Annotated in this window: 13 protein-coding genes; 3 read left to right on the forward strand and 10 right to left on the reverse strand. The window is 62.9% G+C overall.

Going from position 1 to position 15,609, the window contains the following annotated elements:
- Positions 1-25: 25 nt before the first annotated feature.
- From Q5H92_RS12910 to pseB, 8 genes are all read right to left on the reverse strand, one after another.
- Complete coding sequence (locus Q5H92_RS12910) at positions 26-1,954, reverse strand: NAD-dependent epimerase/dehydratase family protein (protein ID WP_305011948.1); 1,929 nt, start codon at positions 1,952-1,954, stop codon at positions 26-28.
- Positions 1,938-2,528, reverse strand: a complete 591-nt coding sequence (locus Q5H92_RS12915; protein WP_305011949.1) for a GNAT family N-acetyltransferase — start codon at positions 2,526-2,528, stop codon at positions 1,938-1,940. Before Q5H92_RS12915 ends, Q5H92_RS12910 begins: the two co-directional genes overlap by 17 nt.
- A gap of 96 nt (positions 2,529-2,624) precedes the next feature.
- The gene (locus Q5H92_RS12920; RefSeq protein WP_305011950.1) at positions 2,625-3,371 is read right to left on the reverse strand and encodes a class I SAM-dependent methyltransferase; all 747 of its coding nucleotides are present in this window, start codon (positions 3,369-3,371) and stop codon (positions 2,625-2,627) included.
- A 91-nt stretch (positions 3,372-3,462) separates the two neighbouring features.
- On the reverse strand, positions 3,463-4,212 hold the full coding sequence (locus tag Q5H92_RS12925; protein WP_305011951.1) for a cytidylyltransferase domain-containing protein: 750 nt from the start codon (positions 4,210-4,212) through the stop codon (positions 3,463-3,465).
- Positions 4,213-4,217: 5 nt separating this feature from the next.
- Positions 4,218-5,024: an SDR family NAD(P)-dependent oxidoreductase gene (locus Q5H92_RS12930; protein WP_305011952.1), complete on the reverse strand. Its 807-nt coding sequence runs from the start codon at positions 5,022-5,024 to the stop codon at positions 4,218-4,220.
- The gene (locus Q5H92_RS12935; protein WP_305011953.1) at positions 5,006-5,911 is read right to left on the reverse strand and encodes an aldo/keto reductase; all 906 of its coding nucleotides are present in this window, start codon (positions 5,909-5,911) and stop codon (positions 5,006-5,008) included. Before Q5H92_RS12935 ends, Q5H92_RS12930 begins: the two co-directional genes overlap by 19 nt.
- A 1-nt stretch (position 5,912) precedes the next feature.
- Positions 5,913-7,100, reverse strand: coding sequence for a UDP-4-amino-4,6-dideoxy-N-acetyl-beta-L-altrosamine transaminase (gene pseC / locus Q5H92_RS12940; protein WP_305011954.1), 1,188 nt, complete (start codon positions 7,098-7,100; stop codon positions 5,913-5,915).
- 73 nt (positions 7,101-7,173) lie between these two features.
- Entirely contained in the window at positions 7,174-8,193 is a 1,020-nt protein-coding gene (pseB, locus tag Q5H92_RS12945) for a UDP-N-acetylglucosamine 4,6-dehydratase (inverting) (protein ID WP_305011955.1), read from the reverse strand.
- Between the two features lie 185 nt (positions 8,194-8,378).
- Here pseB and Q5H92_RS12950 point away from each other — a divergent pair, with 185 nt between their 5' ends.
- Complete coding sequence (locus Q5H92_RS12950) at positions 8,379-9,851, forward strand: MBOAT family O-acyltransferase (protein WP_305011956.1); 1,473 nt, start codon at positions 8,379-8,381, stop codon at positions 9,849-9,851.
- Complete coding sequence (locus Q5H92_RS12955; protein WP_305011957.1) at positions 9,848-10,783, forward strand: hypothetical protein; 936 nt, start codon at positions 9,848-9,850, stop codon at positions 10,781-10,783. The genes Q5H92_RS12950 and Q5H92_RS12955 overlap by 4 nt, the downstream gene beginning before the upstream one ends.
- 6 nt (positions 10,784-10,789) lie before the next feature.
- Here Q5H92_RS12955 and Q5H92_RS12960 read toward each other — a convergent pair whose 3' ends face one another.
- Both Q5H92_RS12960 and Q5H92_RS12965 read right to left on the reverse strand, forming a co-directional pair.
- Positions 10,790-12,517 carry a DUF6044 family protein gene (locus Q5H92_RS12960; RefSeq protein ID WP_305011958.1) on the reverse strand — a complete coding sequence of 576 codons (1,728 nt, stop codon included), beginning with the start codon at positions 12,515-12,517 and terminating at the stop codon, positions 10,790-10,792.
- Between the two features lie 33 nt (positions 12,518-12,550).
- Positions 12,551-13,861: a glycosyltransferase family 4 protein gene (locus tag Q5H92_RS12965; RefSeq protein WP_305011959.1), complete on the reverse strand. Its 1,311-nt coding sequence runs from the start codon at positions 13,859-13,861 to the stop codon at positions 12,551-12,553.
- Between the two features lie 156 nt (positions 13,862-14,017).
- Here Q5H92_RS12965 and ffh point away from each other — a divergent pair, with 156 nt between their 5' ends.
- Complete coding sequence (ffh, locus tag Q5H92_RS12970) at positions 14,018-15,385, forward strand: signal recognition particle protein (protein WP_305011960.1); 1,368 nt, start codon at positions 14,018-14,020, stop codon at positions 15,383-15,385.
- Positions 15,386-15,609 lie beyond the last annotated feature (224 nt).

Genomic DNA, 15,609 nt, shown 5'->3' on the forward strand with positions numbered 1-15,609 from the left:
CGACGAGACGCAAAATATTGCGTCTCTACACCGCTGTTACCACATCCGCGGCGGCGCGCACCTGCCGCAACGGTTCCGCCGCCGGCCGGAACGGAAACTGCTGTAAATCAGCTCCCGCTGCTTCCTGTAAAAACCAGAAAAACGAATCGACCCCCGCCGCGATGCCCAGCGTGGACGCCCCGCCGAAACGGCAGTTGCACTCGATAAGGTGTAACTCGCCATCCGGCGTGAGCAGCGCCTGCAGCACCAGCGGCCCGTACAGGCCCAGCTTTTCCACGATGGGCAGGAGTCGCGCCGTCAGGGCCGGGTCGGGCAGAGTGGTGGTCACCTGCGACTCGCCCCGCACAATCACGTCGCGGGTGCGGGGCACCAGGCCGCGCACCCGGCCCGCACGGTCCACATAGACATCCACGCTGATTTCCTGGCCTTGGATAAAGGGCTGAAAAACCGGCTCGTCCAGGGTGTGGGCGTGGGCCAGGGCGGCGGCTTCGGGCAGGTTCAGACCTAGGCTCAGGGAGCCGGCGCCGTGCCGCTCCTTCACCACGAAGCCCGTGGTGGCCGGGGTACCGGCCAGGGCATCGAGCCCCAAGGCAGTCGGAATAACCGGCAGGCCGTGCTGCTGACCAAAAACGGCAAACTCCACTTTGTCGAGGCAACGATGCACGGCCTCGGGCGTGCTCACCAGCACGGCAATGCCGGCCTCGGCCAGCGCGGTCCGGTGCCGGCTCCAGAAGGCCAATTCGCCGTCGCGCGTGGGGATGATGTGCCCGATGCCGTGGGCCTGGCAATAGCTGATGATGTCGGGCAGGTGCTGGTCGTTGGTGGCGGGCATCAACCAGAAATCGTCGGTGAAATGCCGGGCCAGGCAGGCCGGGTTCATGTCGCCGCCAATGACTTTCACGTCGGGGTGCAGGCGCTGGGCGGCGGACCGCACGGCCTGCACCATCGGCACCTTGGCCGCTACGCTGCTGATGAGAATATGACCCGGTGCCTTGGCGGCGGGCACCTCCTGACGGCCGCGCTCGAAGGCAATGATTTCGGGAATGGCTACTTCCAAAGTAGTTGAAGGCAGCCAATCTATCTGGCTGGACCAAAGGGCCATATCAGCCTGCGAAGCCTCGAAGGGAATGTCCGATGCCACGTAGTTGGCCTGCATCCCGGGGAAGTTTTGCCTGAGCACTTCCACTACATCGGCCACCCGGCGGGCCCGGCCGGTGCCCAGGTTGATGATGCCCGTGACGGCCTCAGCCGCCGCCAGCCGGAGCAGGCCCTCGGCAGTATCGGCGGCGTAGAGGTAGTCGAAAAACGACTCGGCGCCATACACCGTGATGGCCTCGCCGGCCAGCAGCATGCGCACCCAGCGCGAGGTGATGTCGCGGCCGTTGCGCCCGTAGCCGCGGTAGATGCGCGGGATTGCCGTGCTGAACTGCGCGCCCCGGAAGGATTGCAAAAAGCGTAGCTCGATTTCGTGGGCCAGCTTGGCCATGCCCGTCAGGTTGCGGGGCAGGATGGGGTCGGTTTCGCGCAGGCAGCGCGGCTGGGCCGGCACCTCGGTGAAGTTGTACAGTTCGGGGTCGTAGATGAGGTAGCTGCTGGCAAACACCACGCGCCGCAGCGAGGGCAAGTCCTTCTGTACCGTCATCAGGTGGTGACTGAGCTGCACGTTGTGCCGGAAGTTCTCCTCCCAGAAGCCGTAGGTTTCCGTCGAGCGCTCGAAGGTGGCGGCCAGGTGAATGAACACCTCGGGCGCAAACACGCCGATTTCCTGCTCGGTGAGGAAGTTCAGGTCGCCTTGCCGGTACTGGAAGCGGGCCGGAAAATCGGCGGGCCGGGGCTTGAGGTCGCCCACCAGCACCTCGATGTCGGCGGGCAGGGTGGCCAGCAGCCGCACCATTTCCTGGCCGATGACGCCGGCGCCGCCGCTGATAAAAATTCGTTTAAAGGGCAGAACCAAAGGCTGTGGCATAGTCGGCGGCCAACTGGCCGTGCATCAGTGAGTCGGCAAAAGTACCCGGCGCGAGCTGGATGTGCTGCCGTAGGCGCCCTTCCAGCCGGAAGCCGCTCTCTTCCAGAATGGCCACGTGCGCCGGCCGGATGTCGTAGGTTTCGGTAAACAAGCGGTTGAATTTCAGTCCTTCAAACGCCACTTGCCCCAATAGCCGCAGGTGGGCGAGAAAATCCTGGCGGTAAGTGGCGGCGTCGGCGGCTCGGGCAGGCTCTACCAAAAAAGACACTTCAGCGCGCTTATCTTGCCAGGAAAGGTACACGAGCCCGCCATAGGCCACCAGCTCACCCCGGTGCAGCAGCGAAAACAGCAGCTGCCCGGGTTTCTCCTGGTCGAACAACGGCAGTACAACGCGCTGAAAATATGTATCTTGCTGCTCAGCGGTAAGCGGCGCGGCCTGGCGGAGTACTTCGAGCTGGGCATTGCGCCAGGCCCGGATGGGTTCCCGGTCTTCGTAGCGGATAGGCACGAGATGGTAGTTTTGCCAGCGGTATTCGGCGGGCGGCAGGGGGCGGTAGTTCATGGTTAGTTGTCAGTTGCTCGTTGTTAGTTGTCAGGTCACAAATCAACCAGTTGTCATGGCGCTAACAACTGACAACGAGCAACTGACAACTAAAGCCTACACTACTAAGTACGAAATCAGCGGGTTGAGCGGGCTGCGGCGCAGGGCGTAATTGGCCACGCCAAATACCTCATCGAAGGCCAGCGTCTCGCCCGGAAACTCGGGGCAATTCAGTTCGTCGAAGGCCACGATGGCGCCTTTGGTGAGGCGGGGCCGGATGGCTTCGAGGCAGGCCTTGGTGGGGGCGTAGATGTCGAAATCGAAGTAGGCGAAGGCGATGACGGTTTCGGGATGGTCGCGCAGGTAGCGGGGCACGGTTTCGGCGGCGTCGCCGGCCACCAGCTCAAACTTGCGCTTGTGCGGAATGGGGCTGTCCTGCTCGTGCTGAGCCAGAATCTGGGTGAGGTAGTCCTGGTAGTTCTCGGTCACGCCGTAGTCGCCTTCTTTCACCCGGTCACCGTCCTTGGCATCCACGGACGGAAAGCCGCCAAACGTGTCAAAGCCAATGATTTTGCGGTTGTAATTAAAGGGCTCGTAAATGCCGCGCAGCGCGTGCATCAACGCCAGGTTCTGCCCCCAGCGCACGCCAAACTCCATGGCCACGCCGTGCACCGGGATGATTTGCTGGTACAACTCGGTGAAAAACAGCAGGCGCGAGAGCGTTTGCCGGTTCAGGTACAAGCCCAGGTTGTTGGGCAGCTCGGGGTTCGGAATGGGCGACTCGCGCAGGGTTTGGGCGAAGTTTTCGCGGCGCGTCTGTTCCTGCACGGGCGCACCGCTCAGAACGTTAATCGGGGAGGACATAAGGGCGGAATCGGGGTGAATCGGGGTGCAAAAATGCCACGATATTCTGGGCCATCGGGCATTGGGCCTAAGCGCCTGGCTTGAACAGGGGCTAAGGCTGCACTTGGGTATTGCCGTTGTTGATGCCTGCAAGCCAGGGGTGCCGGGTTAGCAGACCGGGCAGGCCCGTTGGGTCGGTCAGTGAAAAATCGGCAGGAAGCTGCGAATAAAGCAGGTGCAGCAGGGCGTAGTCGCTGGGATAATCCACGGTAAGGCGAAGGCCGGCCACGGCGGCCGGTATATCCAGCGGCAGCGTTTCGAGTCGGAAAAGCTCGGGGTGGCGGCGCAGGTAGGGCGTCACGTGTTCCCGCTCTTCGGGGCGAGTGGCCTCGGCGGCGGCCCGGCGCAGGGCTGCCGCCGCTATTACTTCAACATTGGTGCCCAGTGGCAGACCAGTAGTCAGCGTATAATCGGCCTGGCTTGCCAAATGGTGCGCCACGGCTGCTCGCATAAAAGCCGGGTCGAGAGCGGGATTATCGGCGGTGATGCGCACGACAACGTCGGCATGGTGAGCCTCTGCCGCGCCCATAAAACGTTCCAATACATCCTGCTCATCACCCCGAAACACTGGCGCCTGCAGCGCCTGGGCGGCGGTTGCCACGGCATCGTCGGCGGCCAGCGTAGAGGTAGCCACTACCACCTGCGGGCCTGGCACCACTTGCCGGGCGCGGGCTATCACGTGACTCAGCACCGTAGTTTCGGCCGAAAGCGGCAGGGGCAGCAACACCTTGCCCGGCAGGCGCGAGGAGTTCATGCGGGCCTGAATGATGACGACGACGCGCACGGGCCAGGTTGGAAGCATAATGTTCAGCGAATGGTCCAGCCCCCGTCCACCACGAGGTTGTGGCCGGTTACAAAATCGGAAGCGGCGGCGCTCAAATACACAAAAGCCCCGGCCAAATCTTCGGGCCGGCCAATGCGGCCCAGCGGGTTACGCCGCTGCAGCTCAGCCACAAATCCACCCGTTTCCTGTACGCTCTCGCTCGGGAAAGGGCCCGGCGACACGCAGTTCACCTGAATATTCTCCGGCCCGAGGTACGAGGCGAAGTACTTGGTGAGCTGAATGACAGCCGCTTTGGCCGCGCCGTAGTGCGGCGGGTTGAGGAACTGCGGGTACTCGTCGTAGGCCGAAAAGTCGGGCGCCACCAGGCCGTACATCGACGCCACGTTGATGATTTTGCCGCCGCCGTTTTCGCGCAGGTAGGGCAGCACTTCGCGTAGGCACCGGTAGGCGCTGCCCGCCGAGCCGTCGAGGTTGCGCGCGAATTGTTCATCCGTCAGGGCATCGGGCTGCTGGCCAGCGCCATACACGGCGTTGTTGATGAGAACGTGGGGCAGGCCGTGCCTCTTCCGGCAGGCCGCCAGCGCCGCCTGCACCGACGGCGTGGACGCCACGTCGCAGCTTTCAAAATGCAGGCCACCGACGCCCATCACCTCGGCAAACGTGGTCTTGAAACGGGCTTCATCGCGCCCCAGCACCACCACAGTAGCGCCGTGGGCCAGCAGGCCGGCCACCATGCCGCGGCCCAGGTGCCCGTAGCCGCCCGTGATGAGCACGAGGCGGCCCGTCAGGTCGAACAAGTTGGCGTAAGGAGCTAGGAGCGAGGTGGCCATGCGTAGGGCAGGATAAAATCGGTGGTCGTTTCGGCCAGCTTCTGTAGCTCCGGTCGCAACTGTTCGGCTTGGGCAGCGTGGGTACCAGCCGCCAGGTTTTCGCGTAGATTGGCGGCCGTATCAACGCCAATGACGGCGCGGCTTACCCCCGGCGCGTAAGCCGCGAACAGCAGCAACAGACTAGTCAGCGGCATACCGGCATCCCTAACCAAAGCCCGAAGCGCGCTGATTTTGGGAGCCAGCGGGGCGAAAAAAGCCGGCAAAGTGGTTGGGTCGCGCAGCAACAAGCCTTGCAGAAAAGCCGACCGCACGTGCACCTCGATGCCCGCCTGCTGCAAAGCCGGCAGCAACGAGCCAAACCGCTGGTCAAATACGTTGAAAGGCAGCTGCACCAAACCCACGCCCATCGGTTTGGCCAGCAGCCACTCGGCTTCCTCGGGGTGGTAGAGCGACATGCCGATGCGCTGTACCGTGCCCGCCGCCTGCGCCTCGCGCAACACCTCCCAGGCCGCCGGCTGGTCCCGAAACCCCGTAAACTGGTGGAACATCACCCCGTAAACCGACGGCTGCCGCAGGCGCGCAAGCGACTCCTGTAACGCCTGCCGTACCACCCCGGCCGGGCCGGCTGCCAGCTTGGTCACTATCTCAAACTGGCGCGGCCAAGTGTCGCCGCGGTCCAGCCAGCGGCCCAGGCGGGTTTCGCTGTCGCCATAGGCAGCGGCCGTGTCCAGCAGGTTGATGCCGGCGGCCTGGGCGGTGTTCAGAATCTCGGCTACCGTCGCGTCATCGGGCCGGCCGGCAGCGTTGTTGATGCCGTAGTCGAGGCCAAACTGCACGGTGCCCAGCGCCAGCCGGCCGACAAAATCCCGGGTGTCCGGCAAGGTCATATCAGCGGGCATGAGGTGCTTCAACAAACTCCCGGATGCAAGCCACCACGTAGTCCTGCTCTTCGTCGGTCAGCGTCGGAAACATGGGGATACTGAGGCAGTGCGCGTAGTATTCCTCAGCCAGTGGGAAGTCGCCCGCCCGCCAGCCCAGAGCCTCATAGTAGGGCATACGGTGTACTGGGATATAGTGCACCTGCGCGAATATCTGTTTGGTTTTCAGAAAGTCATACAGCTCGCGCCGATTCTCTACTTGAATGACGTAAAGGTGGTAGGCATGGCCGGTTTGGCCGGGGGCCAGCACCGCTACGCCGGGCACTTGGGCAAAGGCGGCATCGTAGCGGGCGGCGAGTTGGCGGCGGCGGGTTAGTCCTTCCTCGGCGCGGGCGAGCTGGCTCAGGCCGAGGGCGCAGTTGAGGTCGGGCAGGCGGTAGTTGTAGCCGAGCTCCTGCATTTCCATGTACCAGCCGCCGTCGGGTTCGCGTACGAGGTCGGCCGGGTCGCGGGTAATGCCGTGGGTGCGCAGGCGCAACAAGTGGTGGAACAACTGCTCCGAGTTGGTGGTAATCATGCCGCCCTCGCCGGTGGCGATGTGCTTCACTGGGTGGAAGCTGAAAATGGCCAGGTCGGCAAAGTTGCCGTTGCCGCAGTGCTGCTCCCGGCCCTCGGAGTCGACGAAAAAGCCGCCGGGCGCGTGACAGGCATCCTCAATAATCCAGAGACCAAACTCGTCGGCCAGCCGGCGCGCTTCTTCCAGATTCACAGCCAGCCCGGCAAAATCCACCGGAATCAGCCCCGTGAAATAGCCTTTCGGATGCGCTTCGAGTAAAGTCCGAACTTTGGCCAAGTCAATGAGCCCGGTCTTTGGGTCGATGTCGGCAAAATGCACCTCGCCGCCGCAGTAGCGCACGCAGTTGGCCGAGGCCGAGAAGGTGAGGGGCGTGGTGATGACGCGCTGCCCCGGCTGCACGTTCAGGGCCAAGGCGCACAGGTGCAGGGCGGCCGTGCCATTGCTGACGGCCACGGCGTACTTGGCCCCGATGTACTGCGCGAACTGCCGCTCAAACTCGGCCACGGTGGGCCCCTGGGTGAGGTAGTCGGCGTGCAGGCTGGCCACCACGGCGGCCACGTCGGCCTCGCTGATGAACTGGCGGCCGTAGGGCAGGGGACGGGTTGGTAAGCTGTTAGCCATTGGCTTTTAGCTGTTAGCTTGGTTTATGAAGGAAGGCTATTCGCTAACAGCTGTCAGCCAATAGCTTGGGAAATTACACCGCAAAGTCGGCGTCGACGTGCAGACGGATTTCCTCGCGAATCTGCTCAGCATCGAGCCATTCCTCGTTGTTGGCCGAGTCGTAGTAGAAGCCCAGCGGCACGCGCTGCCCGTTAAATTCCTTGATGAACTTCTCCACGTCCCAGGTCGGCATCGAGGGCAGGATGACGTAGTAGCGGTCCAGCTCCACGGTGCTCAGGGCGTCGGTTTCGGTTATCATGGCTTCGTGCAGCTTCTCGCCGGGGCGGATACCCACGATGCGCTGCTCGCAGTCCGGGCCGATGGCGCGGGCCACTTCCGTGATTTTGTAGCTGGGAATTTTCGGTACGAAAATCTCGCCGCCCCAGGCGTTCTCCAGCGCATAGAGCACCAAATCAACGCCTTCTTCGAGCGAAATGTTGAAGCGCGTCATGTCGGGATGGGTGATGGGCAGCACGCCCTTGTGCCGCTCCTGCAAAAAGAAGGGCACCACCGAGCCGCGCGAGCCAATAACGTTGCCGTAGCGCACCACCGAGAAGCGTAAATCGCGGGCGCCCTTCATATTGTTGGCCGCCACGAAGAGCTTATCCGAGCACAGCTTGGTGGCGCCGTAGAGGTTGATGGGCGCGGCGGCCTTGTCGGTGCTCAGGGCCACCACGTCCTTCACCCCGGAGTCGAGGGCGGCATTGATGACGTTTTCGGCGCCGAAAATATTCGTCTTGATGCACTCCATCGGGTTGTACTCGGCGGCGGGCACCTGCTTGAGAGCGGCAGCGTGAATCACGATGTCGATGCCCTCACAGGCGCGGTGCAGGCGCTGCGGGTCGCGCACATCGCCAATGAAATAGCGGATGGCCGGGTACTTGGCCGGGCTGAATTCCTGGCTCATCTCGTACTGCTTCAGCTCGTCGCGCGAGAACACCACGAGGCGCTTCACCTGCGGAAATTTTTCGAAAACGGTGCGGACGAATTGCTTGCCGAACGAGCCGGTGCCGCCCGTGACGAGGATGGATTTGTGGTTGAGGTCGAGAGCCATGAAAAAAGGGGAAGCCAAAACAGGACTGCAAAAGTAGTTGGCAGGAATGTAGCATGGACTCTGCAAGTCCGCGCAGGGGCGTTCCGTTCAGCAGAAGCGCGGTTCGGCGCTCATCCAGGCGCGGACTCGCAGAGTCCACGCTACATTCCCGACCTTCGCCCTGCGGAGCACCTGCCGCGTTGCGCATGCTATTCAATTCTCTTCATTTCCTCGTCTTTTTCCCGCTGGTGGTCGGGCTCTATTTCGCCTTACCGCCGCGATGGCGCAACCCGTTGCTGCTCATTGCCAGCTACTATTTCTACATGAGCTGGCGGGCCATCTATGCGCTGCTGCTGCTCGCCACCACCGTCCTCGACTACTACAGCGGCTACCGCATGAGCCAGCTGCCCACCAAAGCGGCGCGGCGGCCCTGGCTCGGCCTCAGCCTGGCCAGCAACCTAGGTACATTGTTCGTTTTCAAGTACTTCAACTTTTTCCGGGATTCGGTTTTGCAGCTGGCCGAGGCTTTGCACCTGCCGCACACGGCTGGGCCGGCGCTGGGTTTGCTGCTGCCGGTGGGCGTGTCGTTCTACACGTTTCAGTCGGTGGGCTACATCATCGATGTGTACCAGGGCCGGCTGGAAGCGGAGCGGAGTTTTGGGCGGTTTGCCTTGTTCGTAGCGTTTTTCCCGCAGCTGGTGGCTGGGCCCATCGAGCGGGGCGGGCACATGCTGCCGCAGTTTCGGCGGGAACATACGTTTGATTATCAGCGGATAGTAAGCGGCTTGCGGCTCATGGCGTGGGGTTTGTTCAAGAAAGTAGTGGTGGCCGACCGCCTGGCCCTGCTCGTCAACCCGGTGTTCAACAGTCCGCGCCAGCACCCCGAGGGGCCGCTGCTGGTGCTGGCCACACTAGCCTTCACCTTCCAGATTTACGGCGACTTTTCGGGCTATACCGATATGGCCCGCGGTGCCGCCCGGGTGCTGGGCTTCGAGTTCAACCTCAACTTTCGCCAACCCTACCTCTCGGCCTCCGTGCCCGAGTTCTGGCGCCGCTGGCACATTTCGCTCTCCAGCTGGTTCCGCGACTACGTATACATTCCGCTGGGTGGCAGCCGCGTAGGCCCGGCCCGCGCCTATGCCAACCTGCTGGCCGTGTTCCTCATCAGCGGCCTCTGGCACGGCGCCAACTGGACGTTTCTGGCCTGGGGCGGCCTGCACGGGCTCTGCCTCGTGCTCAGCACCTGGGCCCGGCCGGCGCGGGAGCAGCTGGCACAGCTCACCGGGCTGGCTGCGCACCCGCGCCTGCGCCGGGCCGGGGGCGTGCTGCTCACGTTTGGGCTGGTGGCTTACGCCTGGATTTTCTTCCGCGCCAACAGCTTCGGCGATGCCATGTTCATCAGCCAGCACCTGCTCAGCGGCTGGGGCAACCTGGGCGGGCGGGGTACGGCCACGCTGCTGCTCGAATTCTCGCAGCACTACCGGCCCGAGCTGGCCGTGGCGGCCCTCGGCGTGGGCCTCATGCTGTGGCTTGAATATTTCGGCCGGGTGCGCAGCCTGCAAACCTGGGTTTCAACTCAAACGGCAGCCGTGCGCTGGGCCGGTTATGCCGGGCTGACAATACTGATTCTGTACTTGGGGGTATTCAATAGCACCTCATTTATCTATTTCCAGTTTTGAAGGGGCTCGAAAAAACTGCGGTTCTAAAGCTGCTGGGGCGGCTGGCGCTGCTGGCCGGGGCCGTGCTGCTGGGCGCGCTGGCGCTGGGGCCGGTGCTGTGGCGGGGGCAGGTCGATGCTTTTTACGGGCGCTTCACCAGCCCGCCGGCCGGCTCGCTGATTTTGGGGACTTCGCGGGCGGCGCAGGGCATCCGGCCGGCGGTGCTGGCGGCGCGGCTGGGCGGGCGGTTCGACGGGCCGCTGCTGAATTACGCCTTCACGCTCACGCACTCGCCTTACGGCCCGCCCTACCTGCGCAGCATCCGGCGCAAGCTGCGGCCGGAAGTGAAAAAGGGCCTTTTCATCATTGCCGTCGACCCCTGGTCGCTGTCGCTCACGGGGCCGGAGGTAGCTTTCCCCGAAGAGCAGTCCTTTATCGGCCAACTCCACCAGGTCAGCCAGAATCCCAATCTGCCCTACCTCACTCGCTACCAGACCAAGCCGCTCTACCGCCTGCTGCTCGACTACGCCACCGCCACCGAGCGCCTGCACCCCGACGGCTGGCTCGAAGTAAACATCGGCACCGACAGCGCCCAGGTGCGCGCCCGCACCGCCCGCAAGCTGCAGGACTACCGCCAGCTAGCCGCCGCTCAGCACCTTTCTGCGGGCCGCCTGCAGGCCCTGCGCCAAACCATCCAGTTCCTGCAGCCGCACGGCCGCGTGGTGCTGGTGCGCCTGCCCGTGGGGCCTTCGCTGCTGCAATTGGAGCAAGTCGACCAGCCCAATTTCGATTTGCTCATGCGGAAACTGGCTTCCAATTCGGCCGTGCCCTATTTCGATTACAGCGCCCAACCCTACGCCACCACCGATGGCAACCACTTGCAGCGCGACGCCAGTGCGGCTTTCAGCCAGCAGCTGGCGAACGACTTAGCCCGAATACTGCCCGCACGGTAGCGGTTGTTACCGGGCGGCTGCCGCCACTTCGTACACGTAAATATGCCAGTAGGCGTCGGGGTGGGCGAAATCGGCCACCGGCTGCAGGCCGCTGTGGGCGGGTGTGGCCAGCCGCGCCGCGCTCAGAATGAACCGGCCGCCTAAGCGTTGAAACGCCCGGGCATCGAGGGCCCATGCCTGCACGGTGCGCACGGGCGTAGCCGGCACTAGGAAATTGCGCCCCAACTCGTGCGAGAAAAAATAGCAGCGGTTGCCCCAGGCATCGAAGTAGGAGCGCAAGGCATCGTCTTTGGCCAGCTCGCCGGCGATGAGGGGCCGGAACTGGTGCTTGTAGGGCAGCGGGTAGCTGTTCTGGTTGCTGTCGAGGGTGTAAAAATCGTTGAGCTGCGCCACGGCCGGCGCAAAGCCTAAGCAGCCTACCCGGTAGCCGCTCGGCGGCAGCCCGGTGCGGCGGGCGAGGTATGTTTTGATGGTGTTGAAAAGCGGCGCGGCCACGTAGCGGGCATAGTTGGGCTCGTGCGGCTTAGGCCGGCCGGCCAGCTCGCGCAGATTGTTGCTCCATTCGGTATTCATGGCCAGGCCGGTAAGCAACTGCAGGCCAACTAACCCGGTGGTAACGGAATGCCGGCCGGCCGGCAGCAGACGCAGGCACAGCGCCAGCACGCCAAAGCACGCCAGCGGCAGCAGAAACCCCAGCCGCGTGAGATTGAAGGCGTGTAGCAAAGGCAACTGATGTTGCACCAAGGCCACGCCCTGCAATACGAACCCGCAAAAAATACTCACGCCCACGATGCCCAGCAGCCATGGCGCCAGCTTACGCGCGGCCGGCCGCCAGCCGCCCGGTGCCCACGCCAGCGCCGCCATCACCGCCAGCGCAACAGCTCCCCGAAAAAACTGGCTGGAATGGTATTGGCCTAGCACTAGGAAGTTAAACGACTGTCGCAGGCCAGAGATGAGTCCCAACTGAGTTTCCTGCAACAAGTCGTGCTCGACGCGGTGCGAAACAAACTGCTGCGCTACTAGCAAAGAGTAGAATAGCGGCCATTCAACCACCACATACATCGCCATCAGCAAGCCTGTAGCCAGGCCCACCTTAAGCGCCGCCGCTTGCCGCCCGTGCCAAAAATCGTAGAGCGCTAGCCCGGCCAACGCGGCCCCAACAAATGGCCCCACGAACACAAAAAACGACCACACCGGAAATGCCGCCACCAGCAACCAGTCCCACCAGCGCCCGCGACCAGCGCGCAGGCGCAGCACGGCCAGCAGTAGCGCCGGCTGGCCCAGTACCGTCAGCCCATAAATGGAGTAGATGGGCAGCGTGGCCCAGGCCAGGGCCAGTCCGGCCGCCAGCCCGCGCTGCCCCGGCTCCGGCAGCCAGCGCCTCCGTAATAGCGCCCACATGCCCAATAGCCCCAGCAGCCGCACTAGCGCCTGATTGACGAGGTACGCCGCCCACGGCGGCAGTACCCCAAACAGCCACACCGTCGGGCTCAGGCCCGAGCGCAGGGCGTTGCGCGGCAGCCCGTTCATGATGCTGGGAATCAGCGTAGTGGGCCGGTAATCGAACACGACATGAAATTTATTCAGCAGGTAGGGGCTAGCAATTTCGGTGTCGAGGTTGTCGTGAATGATGAGGTAGCTGTGGCTGCCCAGTAGCAAAAAAGTCAACAGAAACAGCAGCAAGCCCGCCAATGCCAGGGGCAGCGGCCGTAGGAAAAGGCTTCTGCTTATCATCGTGGGTCGTCCAAATCGTGCATCGTCCAAAATTTAGCTGCGGGCAATGTCGGCCAGCCGCCCGGCCAGGGCGCGGCGCGAGTAGCGGGAGTGGCTTACGGCGGGCAGGTCGAGGTTGGAATTCTGGCGCCACTGGGCCACCAGCGCTTCCAAGGTTTCCAGCATCAAAGCTGAGTTGCGGTAAGGCAAAGCCTGGCCCGCCTCGCATTCCTGGAGTAGGTTGTCGGCGTCGGAGCCGGCCGGGCCCACGCACAGAATGGGCTTGTTGGCCGCGAGATACTCAAAAATTTTGCCCGGCAGGATGCCAAAATTGCGCGGCACGTCGGGAATGGCCATCAGCAGCACCGAGGAGCTGAGCAGGTATTCCACCGACTGGTCGTGCGGCACGAAAGGAATAAACTCCGTGGCCGCCAACAGTCCGGCCCGCTCAACCTGCTGGCGCAGCTGGGCCGATACCTGACCCACGAAGCGCAGCCGCAGCGGCACGTCAGGGTGGCGGGCGGCGCAGCTGGCCAGGGCTTCCAGCAGGCAATCAATATGATATAGCTCCGTGATGGTGCCCGTGTGCGTGATGCGCAGGCAGTCCGTGGGCGGCTGCGAGGGTAGGCGAAAATCCGTTTCGTCGTAGCCGTTGGGCAGCACTTGGAATTTGGTAGACGCCAGTTCCGGCAGCTTGGCCATAAACAGCCGCTTGGTTTCGGGCGAGGTCACCAGCACGGTATCGGCCTGCGTCAGCACCTGCCGCTCGTAGCGCGCATCGAGCCAGGCGGCAAACGGCATGTGGTGCAGGTCCTTGTAATAGTAAATGTCCGTCCAGGGGTCGCGCATGTCGGCCAGCCAGCGCAGGCCGTGGCGCTTCTTCAGTTCCAGCCCGATGAGCTGGGTAGAGTGCGGCGGTGAAGACGTGAGCACGGCGTCGAATTGCTCGCCGGCGGCCAGCAGTTGCTCCACGGCGGCCAGCGCATGGCGGTTCCAGCCCCGGCGCGGGTCCGGAATGAACAGGTTGCCGCGCACGAAGCGCAGGGCCTTTTGCATGGCGCCCGGCTTGCCTTCGTTGGCGAAGCCGCCGTAGGGTACGGCCCGGCCAGTCAGCTTCTTATAGCTCTCAAACGGTTCGGTGGTTCCCGTGCGGATGACGCGCACGCCGGGCGGCACCTCGGCCAACAGGCTTTCGTCGCGCACGGGGTAGCTGGCCTGGGCCGGGTCCACGGTTATCACGGTGGGCTCCACGTTGAAATGGCCCAAATGCTTCACGAACTTGAGGCAGCGCTGCACGCCAGCCCCGCCCGAAGGCGGCCAATAATAGGTGATGACAAGCAGGCGCAGCGGACGGGAAGCGGACACGGAACAGCAGGGGAGGGCAGGCGGGCCGCGAAGGTACGTGCTTTGCCGGTTTTCGGCCTTTTGTGGTTACTTTTGGGGTTCAATAACTGCCTGATTTGGCGCGGCTCGGTGCCCGCGGTCAGCTTCCCCGTCTTTCCCGCTCAACCCAGCGAATCAATGTTCGATAGTCTCTCCAATAAGCTCGACCGGGCGATAAAAACCCTGAAAGGTCAGGGCAGCATCTCGGAAATCAACGTCGCGGCCACCATCAAGGAAATCCGCCGCGCCCTGGTCGATGCCGACGTTAACTACAAGGTTGCCAAAGAGGTAACCGACAAAATCAAGGATGCAGCCATGGGCCGCGACGTGCTCACGGCCGTGTCGCCGGGCCAGCTCATGGTCAAAATCGTCTACGATGAGCTCACCGAGCTCATGGGCGGCGAGAAGAAGGACATCGTCATCAAGGGCGACCCGGCCGTGATTCTGCTCTCGGGCCTGCAGGGCTCGGGCAAAACCACCTTCGCCGGCAAGCTGGCCAGCTACGTGAAGAAGCAGGGCCGCAACACGTTGCTGGTGGCCTGCGACGTGTACCGCCCCGCCGCCATCGACCAGCTGAAGGTGCTCGGCGAGCAAATCGGCGTGGAAGTGTACTCGGAAGTCGAGAACAAGAACCCCGTTGAAATCTCGCGCAACGCCATCGACTACGCCCGCAAAAACGGCAAGAAGGTGGTGATTATCGACACCGCCGGCCGCCTGGCCGTGGACGAGCAGATGATGCGCGAGATTGAGGCGGTGAAGTCGGCCATCAACCCCAGCGAAACGCTGTTCGTGGTGGACTCCATGACCGGCCAGGACGCCGTGAACACCGCCAAAACCTTCAACGACCGCCTCAATTTCGACGGCGTGGTGCTCACCAAGCTCGACGGCGACTCGCGCGGCGGCGCGGCCCTCTCGATTCGGGCGGTGGTTGAGAAGCCCATCAAGTTCATCTCGACGGGCGAGAAGATGGACGCGCTCGACCTGTTCTACCCCGACCGCATGGCCCAGCGCATCCTGGGCATGGGCGACGTGATTTCGCTGGTGGAACGTGCTCAGCAGCAGTTCGATGAGGACGAGGCCAAGCGCATTGAGAAGAAAATTCGCAAAAACCAGTTCGACTTCAACGACTTCCTCGGCCAGCTCGAGCAAATCAAGAAGATGGGCAACATCAAGGATTTGATGGGCATGATTCCGGGCATGAGCAAGGCCATGAAGGACGTGGAAATCGACGACGACGCCTTCAAGCCCGTCGAGGCCATCATCCGCAGCATGACCAAGCAGGAACGTGCCAACCCCGACCTGCTGAACGCCTCGCGCAAGCGCCGCCTGGCCAAAGGCTCGGGCACGGAACTGCAGCAGGTGAACGACCTGATGAAGCAGTTCGACCAGATGCGCCAGATGATGCGCAAAATGAACAAGCTCAGCCAGACCAAGGGCGGCCTGGCCCAGATGCAGAAGATGATGGGCGGCATGCGCGGCGGTGGCGGCGGCATGATGGGCCGCTAGGCGCGCCCGTTTCCCTCCGATACCTGAGTCAATAAAAAAGCCCCGGCGCATGCCGGGGCTTTTTTATTGGGCCGAATTATTTTCGGCAATTTAGTTAATATGGCGAGGACAAACTGCACATTTCAAATGGGTTGAAAGAAAAGTAAAAACCCGTGGAATCTTTTGGTGCAATTCTTGTTAGCCTCATCGTGAAAGAATAGTTTTTTAAGGTGTTTTGGTATGGA

The organism is Hymenobacter mellowenesis (assembly GCF_030581005.1).
GTDB lineage: Bacteria > Bacteroidota > Bacteroidia > Cytophagales > Hymenobacteraceae > Hymenobacter > Hymenobacter mellowenesis.